24 protein-coding genes and 2 pseudogenes are annotated in these 20,605 nt (G+C 53.0%); 4 read left to right on the forward strand and 22 right to left on the reverse strand.

What is annotated here, in order from left to right:
• Positions 1-35 precede the first annotated feature (35 nt).
• The gene (locus FEM41_RS23635) at positions 36-884 is read left to right on the forward strand and encodes a MurR/RpiR family transcriptional regulator (protein WP_138098933.1); all 849 of its coding nucleotides are present in this window, start codon (positions 36-38) and stop codon (positions 882-884) included.
• 30 nt (positions 885-914) lie between these two features.
• Here FEM41_RS23635 and FEM41_RS25245 read toward each other — a convergent pair whose 3' ends face one another.
• Positions 915-1,004, reverse strand: a complete 90-nt coding sequence (locus tag FEM41_RS25245; protein WP_138098934.1) for a tail fiber assembly protein — start codon at positions 1,002-1,004, stop codon at positions 915-917.
• 53 nt (positions 1,005-1,057) lie between these two features.
• Here FEM41_RS25245 and FEM41_RS23645 point away from each other — a divergent pair.
• Positions 1,058-2,170: pseudogene (locus tag FEM41_RS23645) on the forward strand (IS3 family transposase).
• Between the two features lie 129 nt (positions 2,171-2,299).
• On the opposite strand, the gene FEM41_RS23650 reads toward FEM41_RS23645, so the two are convergent.
• From FEM41_RS23650 to FEM41_RS23690, 9 genes and pseudogenes are all read right to left on the reverse strand, one after another.
• Complete coding sequence (locus tag FEM41_RS23650) at positions 2,300-3,325, reverse strand: DUF3472 domain-containing protein (protein WP_138098935.1); 1,026 nt, start codon at positions 3,323-3,325, stop codon at positions 2,300-2,302.
• Positions 3,326-3,755: 430 nt separating this feature from the next.
• Positions 3,756-3,944: pseudogene (locus FEM41_RS23655) on the reverse strand (DUF3383 family protein); the annotation flags it as partial.
• A 3-nt stretch (positions 3,945-3,947) separates the two neighbouring features.
• Positions 3,948-4,490 (reverse strand): phage neck terminator protein, encoded by a 543-nt coding sequence (locus FEM41_RS23660; RefSeq protein ID WP_138098937.1) that lies wholly within the window; start codon positions 4,488-4,490, stop codon positions 3,948-3,950.
• 223 nt (positions 4,491-4,713) lie between these two features.
• On the reverse strand, positions 4,714-5,217 hold the full coding sequence (locus FEM41_RS23665) for a DUF2514 family protein (protein ID WP_138098938.1): 504 nt from the start codon (positions 5,215-5,217) through the stop codon (positions 4,714-4,716).
• Positions 5,217-5,513, reverse strand: a complete 297-nt coding sequence (locus tag FEM41_RS23670; protein ID WP_138098939.1) for a phage holin, lambda family — start codon at positions 5,511-5,513, stop codon at positions 5,217-5,219. The genes FEM41_RS23665 and FEM41_RS23670 overlap by 1 nt, the downstream gene beginning before the upstream one ends.
• 274 nt (positions 5,514-5,787) lie before the next feature.
• Positions 5,788-7,281: a family 20 glycosylhydrolase gene (locus tag FEM41_RS23675; protein WP_168198855.1), complete on the reverse strand. Its 1,494-nt coding sequence runs from the start codon at positions 7,279-7,281 to the stop codon at positions 5,788-5,790.
• Positions 7,282-7,388: 107 nt separating this feature from the next.
• Positions 7,389-8,162: an alpha/beta hydrolase gene (locus FEM41_RS23680; protein WP_138098941.1), complete on the reverse strand. Its 774-nt coding sequence runs from the start codon at positions 8,160-8,162 to the stop codon at positions 7,389-7,391.
• Between the two features lie 14 nt (positions 8,163-8,176).
• The gene (locus FEM41_RS23685) at positions 8,177-8,632 is read right to left on the reverse strand and encodes a lysozyme (RefSeq protein WP_138098942.1); all 456 of its coding nucleotides are present in this window, start codon (positions 8,630-8,632) and stop codon (positions 8,177-8,179) included.
• Positions 8,633-9,262: 630 nt separating this feature from the next.
• Positions 9,263-9,691 (reverse strand): antiterminator Q family protein, encoded by a 429-nt coding sequence (locus FEM41_RS23690; RefSeq protein ID WP_138098943.1) that lies wholly within the window; start codon positions 9,689-9,691, stop codon positions 9,263-9,265.
• 188 nt (positions 9,692-9,879) lie between these two features.
• On the opposite strand from FEM41_RS23690, the gene FEM41_RS23695 reads away from it, so the two are divergent.
• Positions 9,880-10,554 (forward strand): S24 family peptidase, encoded by a 675-nt coding sequence (locus FEM41_RS23695; RefSeq protein WP_138098944.1) that lies wholly within the window; start codon positions 9,880-9,882, stop codon positions 10,552-10,554.
• 96 nt (positions 10,555-10,650) lie between these two features.
• Positions 10,651-10,920: a YfhL family 4Fe-4S dicluster ferredoxin gene (locus tag FEM41_RS23700; RefSeq protein WP_138098945.1), complete on the forward strand. Its 270-nt coding sequence runs from the start codon at positions 10,651-10,653 to the stop codon at positions 10,918-10,920.
• A 126-nt stretch (positions 10,921-11,046) separates the two neighbouring features.
• Here the strand turns inward: FEM41_RS23700 and acpS are convergent, their stop codons facing one another.
• The 12 genes from acpS to rseD all read right to left on the reverse strand — a co-directional run bounded on the left by acpS (position 11,047) and on the right by rseD (position 20,478).
• The gene (gene acpS / locus FEM41_RS23705) at positions 11,047-11,427 is read right to left on the reverse strand and encodes a holo-ACP synthase (RefSeq protein WP_138098946.1); all 381 of its coding nucleotides are present in this window, start codon (positions 11,425-11,427) and stop codon (positions 11,047-11,049) included.
• Positions 11,427-12,158 (reverse strand): pyridoxine 5'-phosphate synthase, encoded by a 732-nt coding sequence (gene pdxJ / locus FEM41_RS23710; protein WP_138098947.1) that lies wholly within the window; start codon positions 12,156-12,158, stop codon positions 11,427-11,429. Before pdxJ ends, acpS begins: the two co-directional genes overlap by 1 nt.
• Before the next feature lie 85 nt (positions 12,159-12,243).
• Positions 12,244-12,969 carry a DNA repair protein RecO gene (recO, locus tag FEM41_RS23715; RefSeq protein WP_138098948.1) on the reverse strand — a complete coding sequence of 242 codons (726 nt, stop codon included), beginning with the start codon at positions 12,967-12,969 and terminating at the stop codon, positions 12,244-12,246.
• A gap of 11 nt (positions 12,970-12,980) precedes the next feature.
• On the reverse strand, positions 12,981-13,883 hold the full coding sequence (era, locus tag FEM41_RS23720) for a GTPase Era (protein WP_138098949.1): 903 nt from the start codon (positions 13,881-13,883) through the stop codon (positions 12,981-12,983).
• Positions 13,880-14,560 carry a ribonuclease III gene (gene rnc, locus FEM41_RS23725; RefSeq protein ID WP_138098950.1) on the reverse strand — a complete coding sequence of 227 codons (681 nt, stop codon included), beginning with the start codon at positions 14,558-14,560 and terminating at the stop codon, positions 13,880-13,882. Before rnc ends, era begins: the two co-directional genes overlap by 4 nt.
• 157 nt (positions 14,561-14,717) lie before the next feature.
• Positions 14,718-15,677 (reverse strand): signal peptidase I, encoded by a 960-nt coding sequence (gene lepB, locus FEM41_RS23730; protein ID WP_138098951.1) that lies wholly within the window; start codon positions 15,675-15,677, stop codon positions 14,718-14,720.
• Between the two features lie 18 nt (positions 15,678-15,695).
• Complete coding sequence (gene lepA, locus FEM41_RS23735) at positions 15,696-17,495, reverse strand: translation elongation factor 4 (RefSeq protein ID WP_138098952.1); 1,800 nt, start codon at positions 17,493-17,495, stop codon at positions 15,696-15,698.
• 186 nt (positions 17,496-17,681) lie between these two features.
• Positions 17,682-18,161, reverse strand: coding sequence for a SoxR-reducing system protein RseC (rseC, locus tag FEM41_RS23745; protein ID WP_138098953.1), 480 nt, complete (start codon positions 18,159-18,161; stop codon positions 17,682-17,684).
• Positions 18,158-19,108: a sigma-E factor regulatory protein RseB gene (rseB, locus tag FEM41_RS23750; RefSeq protein ID WP_138098954.1), complete on the reverse strand. Its 951-nt coding sequence runs from the start codon at positions 19,106-19,108 to the stop codon at positions 18,158-18,160. Before rseB ends, rseC begins: the two co-directional genes overlap by 4 nt.
• Positions 19,108-19,770: an anti-sigma-E factor RseA gene (rseA, locus tag FEM41_RS23755; protein WP_138098955.1), complete on the reverse strand. Its 663-nt coding sequence runs from the start codon at positions 19,768-19,770 to the stop codon at positions 19,108-19,110. The genes rseB and rseA overlap by 1 nt, the downstream gene beginning before the upstream one ends.
• A gap of 31 nt (positions 19,771-19,801) precedes the next feature.
• Positions 19,802-20,377, reverse strand: coding sequence for an RNA polymerase sigma factor RpoE (rpoE, locus tag FEM41_RS23760; RefSeq protein WP_138098956.1), 576 nt, complete (start codon positions 20,375-20,377; stop codon positions 19,802-19,804).
• On the reverse strand, positions 20,374-20,478 hold the full coding sequence (rseD, locus tag FEM41_RS25250; RefSeq protein ID WP_138098957.1) for a rpoE leader peptide RseD: 105 nt from the start codon (positions 20,476-20,478) through the stop codon (positions 20,374-20,376). Before rseD ends, rpoE begins: the two co-directional genes overlap by 4 nt.
• Positions 20,479-20,605 lie beyond the last annotated feature (127 nt).

A 20,605-nucleotide genomic window follows, 5' to 3' on the forward strand; every position in this document is an offset into this window, starting at 1 on the left:
GATCACAGACTGACCACCGACGTTGAGGAAGAGATGTGAACTGCCTGACAGTTATCCGCCAGCGCTATCCCCTGCTGGCCCAGAGCGACAAGCGCCTTGCGGACTACCTGCTGGAAAAGCCGGATCGGGCCCGCCATCTTAGCTCGCAACAGTTGGCGGCAGAGGCTGGCGTCAGTCAGTCCAGCGTGGTGAAGTTCGCCCAGAAGCTCGGTTACAAGGGCTTTCCCTCATTAAAACTGGCCCTGAGCGACGCCCTGGCAAACCCGATTTCCACGGACCCGGTGCTGGTACACAACGATATTTATGGCAACGATCCGCTGCGCAGCGTGGGGGAAAAGCTGATTCGGGAAAATATGGCGGCGATGAACGCCACCCTGGAGATCAACAGTGAACAGATGCTGGCGCACGGCGTAGAGATGCTCTACGGCGCACGGCGCATTATGCTGGTGGGAATTGGCGCCTCCGGACTGGTGGCGAAGAATCTGGCGTGGAAGTTAATGAAGATTGGGTTGAATGCAGTGGCGGAGCAGGATATGCACGCCCTGCTGGCGACGGTACAGGCGATGAGCGCACAGGATTTGCTGGTCGCGATCTCTTACTCCGGCGAACGCCGCGAAATCAATCTGGCGGCCGAAGAGGCCAGGCGCGTGGGCATGCCGGTGCTGGCGATCACCGGCTTCGCCCCCAATAGCCTGCATCAGCACGCCAGTCACAACCTGTTTACCCTTGCCGAAGAACAGGCCACCCGCAGCGCGGCTATCTCTTCCACCAGCGCGCAGGGGCTGCTCACCGATCTGCTGTTTATGGGGCTGATCCAGAAAGATCTGGAGCACGCCCCGGTGCTTATCCGACAGAGCGAGGCGCTGGTGAAGAGGTTGGTGTAGGGAAAACAACCTGCCTGCCACCATAGAACATCAGGTGGGAGGCTGGGGCCACTCCATATCCGGTGCCTTACTGGTATCCACCCGATTTAGTAATGTAAGTATCCCGCATAATCGAACCATTCACATTTAGAGATCTTCCGGCATACTCAATTCTGCCAACGAAGGAGATCGTTATGCGTAAAGCCCGTTTTACTGAGCATCAGATCATCGCTGTGATTAAGTCGGTTGAAGCCGGACGAAATGTTAAGGATGTCTGCCGCGAGGCCGGTATCTCTGAAGCGACCTACTACAATTGGAAATCTAAATACGGTGGTATGGAAGCCTCTGATATTAAAAAGATAAAGGATCTTGAGGACGAGAACAGGCGTCTCAAACAGATGTTTGCTGACATCAGCCTTGAGAACCGGGCATTGAAAGACGTTATCGAAAAAAAAGCTTTGAAACCAGCCTTTAAGCGTGAGCTGGTCACTCATCTGATAACGACGTTCGGGCTTAGTATCCGTCAGGCCTGTCGGAGCCTGAACCTGAGTAGAACGGTTTATCATTATCGTCCGAATACTACGCGTGACGAGCCTGCTATTTCTGCACTGCAGGCTGCCGCTGAACGGTATCCACGATATGGTTTTCCAAAGTTGTTTCAGATTCTGCGACGGTAGGGATACCCGTGGAATCACAAAAGGGTCCACCGTATTTACTGTCTGCTGAAGCTGAATTTTCGTCGTAAAGGCAAGCAGCGTCTGCCGGTACGTAATCCATCACCGCTTGCTACGCCTGAAGCGTTAAACCAAAGCTGGTCTGTTGACTTCATGCATGACGCCCTGATTTGCGGTCGTCGTTTTCGTACGTTCAACGTCGTTGATGATTTTAATCGCGAGGCGTTGTCGATCGAAATAGATCTTAATTTGCCAGCTCAGCGAGTGGTTCGTGTCCTCGACAGGATCGCAGCAAACCGGGGATATCCCGTAATGCTTCGCATGGATAATGGTCCGGAATTTATCTCGCTGGCACTGGCTGAATGGGCAGAGAAACATACAGTAAAACTGGAATTTATCCAACCGGATAAACCGACACAGAACGCATTCATTGAACGCTTTAACAGAACATATCGCACAGAAATACTCGACTTTTATCTGTTCAGAACGCTGAATGAAGTGCGTGAAATGACGGAACAATGGCTGGCTGAATATAACTGTGAACGCCCGCATGAATCACTGAACAACCTGACGCCGGAGGAATATCGTCAACAACATTACCAGCCCGGGATCTCAAAAAGTGTATGGAACTAAAGCGGGTCTATTTACAGCGGGATGGTTTTTTAGTAACAGAGGTTATATATTTTATACATGTAGTGAGAATAATACCACCAACCTTACTGTTTGAAACAGAAGTGTTGGTGGTATTAAGGGGAAGCAATCTTAGACAGGGTTTATAACTTTCCAGCTGCTACCATCAGACATATACATTATGTGCTGACCCTTGTTTACCTTCATAATAGAACCATTTACATGAATTGATGAACTGTAACCAGCTCGATGGTCCACAAATATTGATTTCCATTTTAGCTTGTTAGGCTCCGGGAAATAGATGTTTGGTGCCCAATGACCATCCTGAGAGCGAATAGCTACCAAGTCGACTTTGTTCAAAGCGTTAGATATGGTCTCTGCGGTCAAGTCGTTCTCGTTGACAATCGATACGATAGATGCATTTGGGGAGGCCATTGCACGAAGATTGCTTATGGTATTGATGCATGCATCACCATTACATGCAGATTTTACCACATAAGGATCATTGCAATTTCCATAAGTATAGGAACTCTGCCCTGCCTTTGTTTTGTCATCGCCTATTGGGTTCAGAAAGATTGAGCTTTGAGCACCCATCACATAACAGGAGGAGAGCTGACCATTCCCCTGGGAATACTCTTCAACAAAACCGGAAGATGAGTATAGCTTACCGAATGTATCTGGAATTTCGATAACGCCAACCGTTGTAGCTGTGCCATCCATCAGATCGGTCACTACCCCTGTAACCAGGTTTCCATTTCTGGAAACATCTAATTTGTACTGATGCCCAGTTTTCCACGGCACAACAATCTGGCATTGTACTCCAGAACCTTCGCTATTGAAGTAACTACACACACCACTCTTCCATCCTTTTGCCTTCCAGATAGAGTAATTAAAGGCATGAACTCCATCACCTCTGTTTTGTAAACCAATATACCCACCATCTCCATTTTTAAAATGAAACTGATTTGCCCAGAAGTATTTGGAGTCTGTTCCTCCATCGTTGCTTACCTGCTGAAAGAAAGATAATTTATTAAATTCTGAGTTGGCAGGCCATGAATGATTTACCGAAACAATCCCACCGGCTAAAACCGCATGACTTAAGGGGCTAAACAGAAATAACAACGGGACTAACAAATTTTTTTTGATTCCATAGTTCATAATTTAATTCCTTATTTAAATTCAATAAAATTAGATTTATACCCGCCAAGATAAGAATTCTGGCTTAATTAAATAATAGCAATATTAATTGATAATTAACGTTAAGGATTGTTCTGTAAGCAACTACACAACCTATATGAAGAACATCAAAGTTTGTTGGCTATTTTATGATGACATGAGAGAAATTGTGGGTGCCGTCAAATCATAGATTCGCCTAAACGCTGCCGCTGCCATAACCTCGTCATCGCTGAGTTCGCTATCGGCGATTGTGACGCCATGCCAGTCACCAGAAGCGCCGGACAACGCTCTCAGACAGTCAGAGATGCTCTCTTTCCCTTTACCTTCGACAGGCTACACGCCTGCGGTCTGGATCAGGCCCAGCAGTACAGACAGATCGCCGCCCTCCTCTGCGGCCGTTGCATAACCAACCTGGTGAGTCGGTGCCAAAATCAGCGCTCACCCCGGAGATATCCGAATAGGCGCGCAGTCGTTCACGGCCATCAATAACTTCACTTCCTCCCACAATCAGCAGCGAGCCGAAATTGCGTGCCTGCGCTGCACGCGCAGCCATGTTCACGGTGACATTCACCACATCAGAAACAGGTAACCCCTGTGACATACTCTATTCTCCTGTAAAGAAAGTGACGGGAGCCTGGGTCAGCGCCATAACGCCGTACTCACGGGCCACCGTCCGGTAAAGGCGCAGCGTCACGTCGTAACGCTTTACCCATTGGTTATTTATCTGCTGCGAACTGCCGGTCAGGGCGCCGTGGCCGCCAAAGGCGAAACCCAGCCCCCGTAGTTCGTCCTGGTTCTGGCTGACCAGCAGGCCATCCAGAAATCGGGTGCCGATGCTCTGGCCGTTGGGGCCGAAAAAAGAGAGCGAGCAGGTCAGGGTTTCATCCCGTTGCTGGGTCACTTGCTCTTCCCCCTGCCGGGAGAAGGCGGCGCTGGTGGCGCGAGCGATTTCGCTTACCGCGTATTCGCACCAGTTATCCCCCTGGGGTGCCGCCTCCTCCTCTTCCCGCCTGACAATGACCGCGCCCGGCGCCAGCGCTGCTACGCCGACAATCCAGTCGGCCAGTAGCGCATCCAGCGCGGCATCGTATTCGGGCTCTTCTGACCGGGGCGTCAGCCATCCCGGCGTATTACTGCTGTTGCTCACATCTCCTCCCCGGCGCCCTGCACCGATGCGTGCCCCATAAAAAAGGCCCCGAATCATCGGGGCCCTGGTTTGAGGACAAAGAGGAAAAAACGTGGTTTTTCCCCTTTGTGGATATCGGTCGAAAATCAATGAATTGATTTTCCTTGTTTATTTTTCAGTGGCTTCTGGCCGAACAAGTTCGGCACGGGTTTGCCATCGTGTCCTGCCTGGTGGCGATAAGCGGTTACGGTTGGCTATCAGTCATGGCCTGCCAGACCTGCTGGCAGGCCATGCCGGCTGCGCGTCGCCGGTCAGCCTCTGCTGCCAGCTGTCGATTGCGCTCGACAGATTCCGCGAGCAGCCCGGTGAGCAGAACCACGGAACCGTCGGCTGTCGGGCCGCCTCCGGAAGCGGCGGCAGTTGTGCGCGACTGGCGCAGTCGTTCGAGCTCGCGCCGCAGCCGCTCAGCGCCAGCGCGAGCAGCAGCGGCATCGTCCTGTAACGCGGAAAGTTGCTGTTGTGCATGTTGGGTGACCTGTTCAATTTCACGACGCCGACGCGCCTCCAGCGCGCTAATCTGCGCCTGATGACGGGCTGCTTCCCGGGCGTCTGCGGCGTCGCGCTGACTCCAGCGCGCCTGCCATCGGTTATCCGCCGTACTTTTACCCGCCAGATAACCGGCACCGCATAGCAGAGCCAGTAGCAGACAGCCCCCCGCCAGTCGCCAGGATGTCAAAATAGCTGCCATCAGCCGCCCGGCCCCCGGCGGTTATCGGTGCGACGATTAAACAGCGCCAGCACCTTATCGCGTACTTTTTCAGCGCCAACAAAACCGATAGTGGCCCCAACAAAGGTGACCGAATTACCGGGCAAGCCAAACAGCTCCAGCGAGCCGGCTATCGCCAGGGTCAGAATCCCGCATGACAGCGCGCCGGTAACGGTTTTCACTACCGACTTGCCGTCGTAGATGCTCATCAGCGCAGAGATACTGCCCGCCGCCAGCGCGGCATACAGCGATGGAAGAAAACTGTCTATCCACTTCATGGTGTACTCAACTCAACTGCTGCATTAATAATGACGTTATTCAGTCCTATTCGGACCTGAAACTAAAATCAGTAGCAAACGCTATTCCAGAATGATGAATACCTTTTCTCGCTGGAGAATTATTTTCAGACCGACCAAAATCTATACTCTAATTAATTCAAGTTGCATCGCGGCGGCAACTGAGCGAATCCCCGGTCACATAGTCCGGCTATGTGACCGGAGTGAGCAAAGGCAGCCAACAAAGATGCGGTTTGAAGTATGGCAAGTATATAATTTAAAGATGGATCGGTTCCCAGTCGTCAGATAATGCAGTAAACAGGGAATAATCATTAGCCGTATCGCTGGCCCAGCTTTTTTCAGACATTGAGCGAATAGCTAGTTTGATATCCTGATAAATGATATCTTCTTCCAGGGAATCGCCTCCATCGCACCAGACGCAATATAATGCTCCGACAACCTGACTCAGGTCATCAATAACTTGCTGTGCATCAATCCCTTCATTCTTACCGGCAAAGACAAGAGGCGTCCATTCTGTATAAATTTCCTGTGGCTTAGGTTGATAATTACCATGAGAATAATACAGATAATTCTGGTTGGCATTAACAACCTGATATCCGCGGGAAATAAAATCCATCACAGGTGCATAGTGATCCAGGTGGATAACCTGTCCGTTAATAGCAAATCCGATCGTTGCCGACCAGTAACAGATAACGCCATTTTTGTTCGGTTCAACACTCCAGCCATCCCTGAATATTTCATCATTCCAGACACGTGGTTTCATTCCCTTCCTGATAACCTGATCAGATAGTTCATTCAGATATGTCACCGCATCATCATGAGTTATACCGAAAATCAAAGGCAATAAAGAAACATAAAATTCATCTCCACCCAGGTGAAAATCCGGGCAGCCTTCAAAAGCATCCGCCCATTCATTTATAATGTCAGAAACTATCTGCTTCGCCAGAGCACTTTTAATATTAAGATTGTTTTTCGTTAAAATACCGGAGGAAATGTCATTATATTTATCGGCATCATGCTCCTGAAGCTTATCGATAATGTTTGCCATATGTCCCGGGCTGTCAAACTCAGGAATAACACTGATGCATCGTTCCTTTGCATATTGAATAATTTCCAGAATATCATTTTTTGTAAGTACGGATGGCGTTTCGAAGTCCACACCATACTTATCTTTATCGACAGAAGTTTCAAGTCTGAACCCTTCATTATCGGAAAGATGTAGCTGCAAAACGTTCAGCTTCAGTGCAGCCATATGCTCAATCAGTTTTTTAACCCATGCAACTGGAAAATACTTTCTGGCAACATCCAGCAGCAGCCCCCTCTCCTTCACCAACGAATAATCATGAATATTTCCCACAGGGATAGTGCCGGTACGCTGAGCAAATTGTAAGACAGTTCGTGTTGCGAAAAAAATGCCAGAAACAGTGGGTGAAGCGATTCGTAGTTCATCAGGCATCACATCAATATAATGCTCATCAAAATACCCTGATGCATTTTCAGAATTAATCTCGACGATAATACAACCAGCTTGCTCAACAGGTTTATCATAAGTCAATGTCAACGCCTTACCGGTGAGTAACTTGAACTCCTCAATAAATACAGCAAGTTTACTCTCCAGATCGGGAATCTGGTTTTCATTAGATATATAGATAGTTGTTAATTTATTTAACGATAACGAAGCATCTGCTACAGTCGAATATTCTTTAATTGAGGGAATAATTGAATTTTCAGGAAATTTAACGTCAGGCATACAGCCTCCATTCATCATTACACTTCTACTGAATATTAAAAAGGAATAGATCCTTTCTCTTGTTCTATATCGGGCAAACAGAATTACACGCCAGATTTCAACAACAGCTACAGCCCGTCGGCCTGGGGCTGTTGACCAGCAATAATATTCGCGATCTTCGCGTAATCCTTAGGAACACCTCCATGACGGCGGCCGGGTAGAAAACTGAAACTGCATCGCTGTTCGTTACCGATTAGCCTCATTGCCAGGTTACGGGTCCGCAGGCGAGGATCCGCATTAATTCGCTCTATCCGTTCCCTGTCCGACTCACCGTTTTCAGGGTGAACTTTTTCTTCATACTCCCCAATAATCAGGCTCAGAAGATTAATATCTTTATCAAGAACCAAATCCCCCTCCGGAACGAGAATGCCATCGCCCCACCATATCGAAGGACTGGCAGAGACATAATTCTGGAATGCGTTACCGTGGTTAAACAAGGTATACAGAACAAAATGTCCACCATATGAATGCCCGGCCAGTGTCTGTTTACCGGTATCTATTGCATAAGCAGACTCAACCCAGGGTTTAACCTGCGTGGCGATAAAATCGTAGAACGCTTCAGCCCCACCGCCACCTTCATATTCAGCACCTTCCGCCGGAATCGTATAATCGCGGGTTCGTGCCGCCTGAACATCCACACCTTCCGGATAACCTATCCCGACATATAATATTGCAGCGCCATCAGACTCATTGTTATTCTGAATCATCACATCGAACTGCATACTGGGGTCGAGGAAATAAAGTGGATGAAATAATTCTGGTTCAGTGACCTGTTCTTTATAGGCTATATAAAGTCGATAGCGATGACCATGATGCTCAAAGTCTTTTGTATCAAGTATCATACCGTTACTCCTCTTTATGGTGCTGCTAAAAACAGCGTTTTCTCCGCTCTGCGCCGTCTTTCCAGACCTGGCATTACCTTGCCATCAGCGTGAACCCAGCGCAGGAATTGATCCGCAGCGCCCTGGTAATTACCGCCGTTCAGCTTCTGAAGCAGCGTAGAGGTGGAAAAAGCGCGAGTGCCGATATTCCAGGTCAGACTGACCAGAGCATCGAACTGATTCTGAGTCAGCCGTACCCGAATCAGCCGGTTCAGGGCCTGTTCGTAGCTGACGATGCCGCAACGCAGCAGCTGTTCCGCTTTCTGTTTAGTGATGACCATCTCCGGATGTACCGCAACGCCATCCACGGGGCGAGTCCATCCATAACCAATGGTCCATGGCGCCCCGCCAGTGGCGGGGTCCGGGTACGCTTTCAGGCTGCATCCTTCAAAACGCTTAATCAGCGCCAGCCCTTTATCACTGATATTCATTAATCACTCCTGACTTTATTGGCCTGCGGCCGAAAACAGCGGGAGTCATTAATGCGCAAATAAAAAAAGCCACCCGAAGGTAGCCTTTATATTTACAGCATAATAAAAAAATGCAGCATTTTTGTTTATTACTCTGCGATTTTTATCAGACTAGCATCTGTTTTGCGGGCCGCGCAAGTCCTTATTTTATCATTTTCCTGAAAAACAAAAAGGCACCTTAATTAAGGTACCTGAATACGTATTTCACGATTTTTATCAGGCTAGCACCGGTTTTGCGGGCCGCACAAGTCCTTATTTGATACTTTATCGAAAAATAAAAAAGCGCCTTAATTAAGGCGCCGTAATATGTATTTCGCGATTTTTATCAGGCTAGCAGCAACTTTACGGGCCGCGCAACCCCTTAATGCAATTTATTTTTTGGTTTTCGAAAAACACCACTACAGTCACCCTGAACAATACTTTTTTATTTTTATCAGGCTAGCACTCAATTTGCGGGCCGCACAAGATATTATTTTTTCTTTTTATAAAAAGAAAAGGCGCCCAGCATGGCGCCTCATCAATATTTATTTTGACGATAGTCATCAGTCTGAATAATTCAATCCAGAGAAGTAATCTTTATTTAATTCACTTTTATGCCAGCATTCTCATCCGCCGGACATTCATTTCGGGAATCACTCGCTGGAATTCCACTTCGGGATCCATTTCGAGTCGAATATCCGACATACTCAGGCAGCCATCAATAAACCCTTCCGCCACCTGCATCTGTACCCGTACCGTTTTTTCATCCTGTTTAAGCATTTTTGCCAGCGTTCGTTTGGGAACGCCGTAAACATAGTGCGCCATCAGGAGATCGAACTCTCCGCTCTGGCGGGTCTGGCGCAGCCTTGAGATACAGGCATCGATGGCCAGACCATCATCATCACTACAGTTGGGACGGTTAGAGCGCCGGGTTGCCACCAGTCCCTTAAAGCCAGCCGCTACCGGCGACCAGTCCAGCCCGCTGTTATCCCTGGCAGCCCAGCCACCCCAACGTTCAAGTACCTGCTGAATATTGCGCATTATGCCTCCTCCACGTCAGAAAACTCTGCCCCTACGTTGCGTTACTACACCACGTAAAATCCGATTTCGTATAGCCACAATGCGAAGATTATACGAAAACGCATAATCTGTCTACCATAGTTCCCTTGAAGATCGCAATATTCTATGCAATTATGCATTAAAGCATTTTCAGGAGGCGGGAGAAGGAGATGGGACAGGCCGCAGATATTCTGCAAAAAAACATTAAATATCTGATGGATAAGTCTGGGGTTGCCAGCGTCAGCGAACTGGCGCGCCAGCTCAGAATGCAGCAGTCCACGCTGCACCGGATGCTGACCGGCGAGGTACGGGACCCGAAATACACCACGCTTAGCAATATCGCCGCCTTCTTTCAGGTATCGCCCATCGATCTTATCGAGCGCGACCTGCAACAGGAAGGCCCTCACAGCGACTCACTGGCTCACCAGGCCTGGCAGTTCCACTCCCGCGGCGTACCGGTACTGGGCAATACCCAACTGGGTCACGGCGGTTACTGGAGCGATATGGAGTATCCGGTCGGCAGCGGCGATGGCTATCTGCGCTGGCCTTCCAGCGACGACGATGTCTATGCCCTGAAATGCGTTGGGGATTCGATGATGCCGCGTATTAAAGAGGGAGAGTTCGTGATTATCGAGCCCAATCACAGCTATCATCCGGGCGATGAGGTGCTGGTGGTGACTCACGGCGGCGAAGTGATGGTAAAAACCTTCCTGTTCGAGCGTGACGGCTACTATCACCTGCTGCCGGTCAATGAGGATCATGCGCCGATCCGTCTGGCCAGCATCGACGTGGCGAAGATCCAGTACGTGGCCGGTATTGCCAAATCCACGCTGTGGATGCCGTAACAATGCATTAACGCATAAAATCCCTTTCCCGGCGCTGGTTTTCAGCGCCCGGCGGCGTATAATAGCCGCCCGTTTCAGCCGTAGAGAGTCTGCCCCATGGCGCTGCTTATCACGAAAAAATGCATCAACTGCGATATGTGCGAGCCGGAGTGCCCGAACGAAGCGATTTCCATGGGGGAGAGTATTTACGAGATCAACAGCGATCGCTGTACCGAGTGCATCGGCCATTATGAGACGCCGACCTGCCAGAAGGTGTGTCCGATCCCCAATACCATTGTGAAAGATCCGGCGCACGTCGAAGATGAGGAGCAGCTGTGGGATAAGTTTGTGCTGCTCCATCATGCAGATAAAATATCTATACCCTAAATAATTCGAGTTGCAGGACATATCTATATGAACGTGCTTCAGCACGGCCCCGAAGGGGCGAGGCCCATGGATGGGCCGAATAGCTGAGCGCAGCCAACACACCTGCAGCTCGAAGAATGACGGGTATTAGTTTTCGATAATCACCGTCGCACAGGCATAACGACGCTCATCCGCCAGCGAAACGTGCACCGCCGTCACGCCCATCTGAATAGCCAGCGCCTGGGCCGCGCCGTGAAAGCGCAGCTGCGGTTTGCCCATCTCATCGTTAAAGACTTCGAACTGGGCAAAAGCCAGACCGTTGCGGATGCCGGTACCGAACGCCTTGGCCGCCGCCTCTTTTACCGCGAAGCGTTTGGCAAGATAGCGCACCGGCTGCTGATGGGCCTGATACTGCGCCCACTCGCCATCGCTGAGCACCCTTCTCGCCAGACGTTCGCCGGAACGCTCGATCACCGCCTCGATACGCGCGATTTCGACGATATCGGTACCAAGCCCCAGCACCGCCATTAGCCGCGTGCTTCCAGCATCAGGCGTTTCATTTCAGCCACCGCTTCGTTCAGGCCGCTCATGACCGCCCGCCCGATTATCGAATGACCGATATTCAGCTCGTGCATTTCCGGCAGCGCCGCAATGGGCTTCACGTTGTGATAGGTCAGACCGTGACCGGCGTTGACCCGGATGCCCTTGTGCGCCGCGTAGCGCGCGGCCTGAGCGATACGCGCCAGCTCCCGTTCCCGGGCAGCGTCATCCGGCGCATCGGCATAAGCGCCGGTGTGGATTTCAATGTAAGGGGCGCCCGCCGCAACGGCCGCATCAATCTGCTGCTCTTCGGGGTCGATAAACAGGGAAACCTGAATACCGGCATCCGCCAGACGCTTGCAGGCCGCACCCACTTTTTCCGCCTGACCGGCAACGTCCAGACCGCCTTCGGTGGTCACCTCCTGACGCTTTTCCGGCACCAGACAGCAGAAGTGGGGACGCAGTTCACAGGCGATAGCCACCATTTCATCGGTGACCGCCATCTCCAGATTCATACGGGTTTGAAGGGTTTGGCGCAGCAGACGCACGTCACGGTCGGTGATGTGGCGACGATCTTCACGCAGATGTACGGTGATCCCATCCGCCCCCGCCTGCTCAGCGATAAACGCCGCCTGAACCGGATCCGGATAGCAGGTACCACGTGCGTTACGCAGCGTGGCGATATGGTCGATATTGACCCCTAACAGTAATTCAGCCATGAACTTGCCTTACGTAGTCGCCTGACGGGACAGGCGTAAAATCGATTTTCAGTATCAGCAGTTTACACCGCGATATCGCCGCGGGCTACTGCGCCGCCGGAGTGCGCTTTTTCGGCACAAACTGGCGGAACAGCTCACGACTCTTGAGCGGGCGCCCGCCCAGATAGGGCTTCAGCGCGATGCGGGTAAAGCGTTTGGCGGCCCTGAGGCTGTCAAGGTCAGGAAATTCCCGGGTCGCCAGCGCCCGCAGATCCCGGCCAGTAAAGCTGCTGTTGTCGATAACCAGGCTGGCGATAAAGCCTTTCTCTTCGCGATAGCGGTAGGTCATGGTATCGCTGACCTCTTCACCACTGCCCGCACAGTGCATAAAATCCACGCCATAGCCCAGGTGGCCAAGCAGCGCCAGCTCGAAGCGGCGCAGCGCTGGCTCCGGTGAACCGCTACCCGCCGCCAGAGTCTGTATACAGTTAAGGTAGTCGAAGAAAAGTCCGGAGAAACGCGTCTCCTGCTCCAGCACGCGGGAGACCAGCTCATTGACGTAGAGCGCGCTGTAGAGATGAATTCCGGAGAGCGGCAGCGCCAGGGAGACCGCTTCGGCGTTGCGCAGGGTTTTGACATCCCCACGGCCGCCCCAGCGGACCAGCAGTGGGGTAAAGGGCTGAAGCGCCCCTTTCAGATTGGAACGGCGGGAGCGGGCGCCTTTGGCGATGGCCTTTACCCGCCCGGACTCTTCAGAGAAGAGATCGAGCATCAGGCTGGTTTCGCTCCAGGGGCGACTGTGCAAAACGAAAGCCCGCTGCCAGCCTTCCATCGCGATTTGCCTCAGAGATCGTCGATATAACCGAGACTGCGCAACGCGCGCTCGTCATCGGCCCAGCCGGATTTCACCTTCACCCAAAGTTCAAGGTGCACTTTGGCTTCGAACATCTCTTCCATATCTTTACGGGCTTCGATACCGATAGTTTTGATCTTGCTGCCTTTATTGCCGATCACCATCTTCTTCTGCCCTTCGCGTTCCACCAGGATCAGGCCGTTGATATCGTAGCCGCCGCGCTCATTGGTGATGAAGCGTTCGATCTCCACGGTCACCGAATATGGCAGTTCGGCCCCCAGGAAGCGCATCAGCTTCTCGCGGATAATCTCCGAAGCCATAAAACGCTGGGAACGGTCGGTGATGTAATCTTCCGGGAAGTGGTGAATCGCTTCCGGCAGATGTTTACGCACGATGCCGGCGATGGTATCCACGTTCATGCCGGTCTCTGCCGAGATAGGCACGATATCCAGGAAGTTCATCTGGCTGCCCAGGAACTGCAGGTGCGGCAGAAGCTCTGATTTCTCGGCAACGTTATCCACCTTATTGACCGCCAGGATCACCGGTGCCTTGCCGTCGCGCAGCTTATTCAGCACCATTTCGTCATCTGCGGTCCAGCGGGTGCCCTCCACCACGAAGATCACCAGTTCAACATCACCGATGGAGCTACTGGCGGCGCGGTTCATCAGCCGGTTGATAGCACGCTTCTCTTCCATATGCAGGCCCGGGGTATCAACGTAGATCGCCTGATACTCCCCTTCCGTATGGATGCCGACAATACGGTGACGGGTGGTCTGCGCCTTGCGTGAAGTGATGGAGATTTTCTGCCCCAGCAGCTTATTCAGCAGCGTCGATTTTCCCACATTGGGTCGACCGACGATGGCGACAAACCCACAATAACTTTTTTCGCTCATTCAAGCTCCAGCTTCTTCAGCGCCTGCTCAGCGGCTGCCTGCTCCGCTTTGCGGCGGCTGGAGCCGGTTCCGACAACCGGCTCGCTCAGGCCACTCACCTGACAATGGATGGTAAATTCCTGGTCGTGCGCTTCACCGCGCACCTGAACCACCAGGTAGGTGGGCAGCGGCAGATGGCGCCCCTGCAGGAACTCCTGCAGCCGCGTCTTGGGATCTTTCTGCTTATCCCCCGGGCTAATCTCGTCAAGGCGTTGACGGTACCACTCGAGGATCAGCCGCTCTACGGTCTGAATATCGCTATCCAGGAACACGCCGCCAATCAGCGCTTCCACGGTGTCCGCCAGGATCGATTCACGGCGGAAACCGCCGCTCTTCAGCTCACCCGGCCCCAGGCGCAGACACTCGCCCAGTTCGAATTCCCGGGCGATCTCGGCCAGCGTGTTACCGCGCACCAGAGTGGCGCGCATACGGCTCATATCACCTTCGTCAACGCGCGGAAAACGATGATACAGCGCATTGGCGATAACGAAACTCAGAATGGAGTCACCCAGAAACTCCAGACGTTCATTATGCTTGCTGCTGGCACTACGGTGGGTCAGCGCCTGCTGCAACAGCTCATAATGTTGAAAAGTGTAGCCCAGTTTACGCTGGAGCCTGTTTATTACGATGGGGTTCATGTGATACCAGTTTATGGATGCGTCAACAATTCAGCACACCAAACCGCGCTGAAGGAAACAGAACGTTTTGGTGTGCCGCGGCCCCCTTTCGGGGGCCGCACCTGAAAATCCGGGGAAATATTCTATACGTAACGATTGGGGATGTCGTTATTTGATTTTAATGAATTCCGCCAATACGGCTTAAGCGGACACCGGTTGGCCATTCGCCCTGCTGTTTTTCAAAGCTCATCCAGATAGCGACGGCTTTACCCACCAGATTCTTCTCGGGAACGAAACCCCAGTAACGGCTGTCTTCGCTGTTATCACGGTTGTCACCCATCATGAAGTACTGTCCCGGCGGAACGATCCAGGTCCCCGCGCTCTGGCCGGACTGACGATAGTATGCGCCAGGCTGATCCTGGGCGATAGGCACCATCAGGATACGGTGCGCAATCTCACCCAGTGACTCCTGACGCTCCAGAAGACGGGTAGCCCCCTCTTTGGTTTCATCTTTCGGCACCGGCCAGAAGCCGCTGCTGCGCTGGCCAAAGGTCTGCATAAAGTCAGCAGGTTCAATGCCGCTATAGACAATCGGCACCTGCCTGTCGCAGGCCTGACCAGAACTGCAGTTTGGCGCAACGCTCACCTCTTTCGCCAGCGGATCGTAGCTGACGCGATCGCCCGGCAGGCCCACCACGCGCTTGATATAGTCCACTGACGGGTTTCGGGGATATTTAAACACCACGATATCGCCGCGTTTGGGATGGCCGGTCTCGATCAGCGTCTTCTGGAACAGCGGATCCTTAATGCCGTAAGAGAATTTCTCGACCAGGATAAAATCGCCCACCAGCAATGTCGGCATCATTGAGCCGGACGGAATCTGGAAAGGCTCATAAATAAACGAGCGCACCACCAGCACCACCGCCAGCACCGGGAAGATAGACGCCCCGGTTTCCAGCCAGCCAGGCTTAGCCCCCACCTTTTTTAGCGATTTTTTATCCAGCGGCTCAGTGACCGCAGCCTGCGCCGCTTCCTGCTGTGCCCGACGCTTTGGTGCGAAGACAAATTTGTCCAGGCACCATAATAATCCCGTGATTAACGTGGCGACCACGAGGATCAGGGCAAACATATTCGCCATGCCAACTCCTTTAAAGGTTTATTTGCCGTCTTTGCCCACGTGCAGAATGGCGAGGAACGCTTCCTGCGGCAGTTCAACGTTACCGACCTGCTTCATGCGCTTCTTACCTTCTTTCTGCTTCTGCAGCAGTTTTTTCTTACGGCTGACGTCGCCGCCGTAACACTTCGCCAGTACGTTTTTACGCAGCTGTTTTACCGTTGAACGGGCAATAATATGGTTGCCGATGGCGGCCTGAATCGCGATATCGAACTGCTGGCGCGGAATCAGCTCTTTCATCTTTTCCACCAGATCGCGGCCGCGGTACGGCGCGTTATCGCGGTGGGTGATCATCGCCAGCGCATCGACACGCTCGCCGTTAATCAGCACATCGACACGCACCATATCGGACGCCTGGAAGCGCTTGAAGTTATAGTCCAGCGAGGCATAACCGCGGGAGGTGGACTTCAGGCGGTCGAAGAAGTCGAGCACCACTTCCGCCATCGGGATTTCATAGGTCAGCGCCACCTGGTTGCCGTGGTAGACCATATTGGTCTGCACGCCGCGCTTCTCGATACAGAGCGTGATTACGTTGCCCAGATAATCCTTCGGCATCAACATGTGGCACTCCGCGATAGGCTCGCGCAGCTCCTCAATATTGTTGATGGCCGGCAGCTTGGAGGGGCTGTCGACGTAAAGCGTTTCGCCCCCGGTGGTCTCCACCTCATACACGACCGTCGGCGCGGTGGTGATCAGATCCAGGTCATATTCGCGCTCAAGACGCTCCTGGATGATCTCCATATGCAACAGACCGAGGAAACCGCAGCGGAAACCAAAGCCCAGCGCAGTAGAACTTTCTGGTTCATAGAACAGGGATGCATCGTTCAGACTCAGTTTGCCCAGGGCATCACGGAAGGCTTCGTAATCGTCAGAGCTAACCGGGAACAGACCGGCGTAGACCTGAGGCTTCACCTTCTTAAAGCCCGGCAAAGCTTTATCCGCCGGGGCGCGCGCGCCGGTCAGGGTATCCCCCACCGGGGCGCCGAGAATATCTTTAATGGCGCAGACCAACCAACCCACCTCGCCGCACTTCAGTTCAGTGCGATCGACGCGTTTCGGAGTGAAGATACCCAGCCGGTCGGCGTTATACACCTGGCCTGTGCTCATCACCTTAATCTTGTCGCCCTTGCGCAGGGTGCCGTTTTTCACACGCACCAGCGAGACCACGCCCAGGTAGTTATCGAACCAGGAGTCGATGATCAATGCCTGTAACGGCGCTTCCGGGTCGCCTTCCGGCGGCGGAATATCGCGCACCAGACGCTCCAGCACTTCCGGAACGCCCACGCCGGTTTTGGCCGAGCAGCGCACCGCGTCGCTGGCGTCGATACCGACAATGTCTTCAATCTCTTCAGCGACTCGCTCAGGATCGGCGGCAGGCAGGTCGATTTTGTTCAGAACCGGCACTACTTCCAGATCCATCTCGATGGCGGTGTAGCAGTTCGCCAGGGTCTGGGCTTCTACCCCCTGCCCGGCATCCACCACCAGCAGCGCCCCTTCACAGGCAGCCAGCGAGCGGGAAACTTCATATGAGAAGTCTACGTGGCCCGGGGTATCGATAAAGTTAAGCTGGTAGGTTTCGCCGTCTGGGGCTTTATAGTCGAGCGTCACGCTCTGCGCTTTGATGGTAATGCCGCGCTCACGCTCCAGCTCCATGGAGTCGAGCACCTGAGCCGCCATTTCACGGTCGGTAAGACCACCGCAGATCTGGATGATACGGTCAGACAGCGTCGACTTGCCGTGGTCAATATGTGCGATGATCGAAAAGTTGCGTATATTCTTCATATTTGGAGATTTTATGCCTTACTTATGCCTCGGGGGCGCCGCGCTTCGCGCTATTCTGGGCCAGGGTGCCTGCAGTATCATTCTGCCGGAAATGCCGCATTCTACACTACAACCAGAAAGCGGGGAAACAGCATCTCCGGCTGGACACCCTGAGTATAAGGGAGGGATATAAAAGAAGAGCGGCGGCTATTTTTGTTCTGCGGCAGGAGAAGTATCAACGCGTAGCGCATCCGGAGCCAGTCCTACGCTCAGGATCACCGGCTGCCACGTCTGGCGGCGGCTAAGGCGTGGCGACAGACCGCGCGCGATCAGAAAACCGCCCACGCCGCCCAACAGGGCGCCGCACACCGCGGCCAGATCGGTACTAAACAGCCCCTGAAACAGCGCCGCCATCAGGAATAGCCCAGCCAATGGTGTCATATAGACCAGCACGGCGGAACCGAGCAGGCTGCTTTCCGCGATCCCCAGTTCCACCTTTTGCCCGACGGCCAGCGGCTCGCTGCTGGGAACGGCAATGGTATGCTCCGTCTGAGGACCCAGCTTATTCAGCACCCGGCTGCCACAACCGGCACGGGAAGCGCAGCTGCTGCAGGAGGATTTCACATCGCAGCTCACCAGTGCTTCACCGTTCTGCCATGACACCACTGTCGCCCACTCTTTAATCATTGCGCATTATCCAGCTTTACGTTGTCCAGGACCCGCTTTGCGGTCTGGGGCGGCAGTTCACCCACCACGGTGATCTCCATCCCGTTGCGCAGCTCAGTACTCACCGTACGACGCCCGGTGCGCAGTACCTGATCGCCGTTATTGCCCGAACCGCGGCTGACATTCACCGAAAAGCTAAACAGTCCATCCGAATAAAGACGCGATTCTACCGACATGCCAGCGCCCGGCAAAGGGCGATGGCTGCTGGAAACCTGGCGGAAGCCCTGAGGCAGCCAGGAGGGGGCCCAGTTAAAGGTCGATTTCTTGCTGTCCGGTATCGAAAGCAGCGGCGGCAGGTTCGCCTGCGCCAGCTCCGTCATCCCCTGTTCGACCTGGTCGTTCACGGTCATGGAGATCACCCGGAACTGCTCCAGGGTTTCTCCATCTCTGTCGAGCAGATCGACGCGCATCGGCAGTTTAGTTTCCGAATCAAGCCAGACAATGTAGCTATAGCGGGTACCGTCGCGCGCCACGACGCGAATCACCTCGCACAGGCGATCGGCAATACGGGTTTTACCAACGGAGATAAAATCGTAATACGCCGCCAGTTTGCGGAAATCGCTGTAGGCGATTGAAGGGAGCGAATCAACGATATAGTCCCCGGTCAGGGTAAAGGGCTCCAGCCCCGGTTCAAAATAGCTGATCTCGTCGCCGCGTTGCAGCACCTCCCGACGCGGGCCATCCAGTTGCAGCAATTGTGCAAGCGGTTTGTTATTCAGGCGGGCATGGCGATAGCGTAACGACTCTACGCCCTGGGCGTTGATACTGATAAACGAGAGCTCATAGTCAAGAGACTGGCTCGCAAGGTTCATCTGCTGCAACAACGCCCCGGACGATGTATCCGCCGAGGCGTTGGAGTAGAACAGACAGCCAGCGACCAGAGAAAGAGCACACCAAAGTTGCTTCATTACTGGGACTGGCTTCCTAATGATTGATTACCGGGAACCTGCAAGGCTGCCTGCTGGTTCTGCGACTGATCAAAGTGGAGCTGCTCGGCGTGTAAACGACGTTGCAGTTCATAGTCCTGCAGCATGGCGTTAATACGACGACGCTGCTCCTGGAGCTGCTGTTGCTGGCCGCCCTGATTGCTGACCTCGTTCCCGGAAGGAACGCCAAGGCTGACCGGGCTGGCCTTGCCCATCATCGGCAGCGTATTGAACGCCGGAGATTCAGGTTGACCATCGCCACTGGCTTCAGGCGAGTTATATTGTTGAACACCGACGATCACTGCCAGCGACACACAAGCAGCCACGCCGATCTGCGTGATATGGGACGCCCAGGGACGCATCTTTTTCCAGAACGGCATTTTCTGCCACTGATGCGGCGCAGGCTGCGACTCTTCAATGGCGGGAGCAGCGCGGCGAACAGGTTCATTGGCAATGGCAGCCATCACGCCAGCAGAAATATCGATGTTGAGGATATCTTTACTGGTATCACCGCGCATGGTATCGCGGATCAAGTGGTAGCTCTGCCAGGTTTCTTGCAGTCTTTCATCGCCGGAGATGTTGTTCAGCAGCTCGCTGTCCAGCGTCTCCCCATCCATCAAAGCGGAAAGTTGTTCTTTCTGCATGCCTAAATACCTTTTTCAGTATCCGCTATCGTTAGCGCCTGATAAGCGGTTGGACTTTGTTATCAATAGCTTCCCTCGCCCTGAATATTCGGGAACGCACTGTCCCAACAGGGCAATCCATGATGGCGGCTATCTCCTCGTAGCTCAGTCCATCCAACTCCCGTAGCGTGATAGCCATGCGTAAATCTTCCGGGAGTGACTCGATAGTACGAAAAACTATCTGCCGTAGCTCTTCAGACAACATTAAGTTCTCAGGGTTCGAAATTTCTTTCAGCGCACCGCCACTTTCGAAGTTTTCCGCCTCGTTAGCGTCTACATCGCTGGAAGGCGGGCGCCGCCCCTGAGCCACCAGGTAATTCTTAGCCGTGTTTACCGCAATGCGGTAAAGCCACGTATAAAACGCACTATCGCCCCGGAAAGAATCCAGGGCTCGCCATGCCTTGACGAATGACTCCTGCACCACGTCCGGCACGTCCCCCGACGGGACGTAACGGGAAACCAGATTCGCCACTTTATGCTGATAGCGTACCACCAGCAGGTTAAACGCCTGCTGATCGTTTTTCTGCGCTCTCCCGACCAGGACCTGATCCGTTAGCTGCTCGCTCATCCGAGGTAATGTCTCCTCAAACTAAATTCCCACGCATAATCGAAATTCCACCCGAACTCTGCACCGTGAGCAAGCAGAGGATTAGAGTGCCGGTTATCCAATTAGTTCCCTTTATACCATTGTAGTTCTGTGGTTTTCGCGAATCAGGGTTATCAATCGTTCTCATTTCGCGATGTTAAGCGTAACGCACCAAAATGAACCCGCGTTAAACAAACCCCAGCAGAGTAT

Origin of the sequence: Jejubacter calystegiae, assembly GCF_005671395.1 — a bacterium.
In the GTDB taxonomy this organism is placed as follows: Bacteria; Pseudomonadota; Gammaproteobacteria; order Enterobacterales; family Enterobacteriaceae; genus Jejubacter; species Jejubacter calystegiae.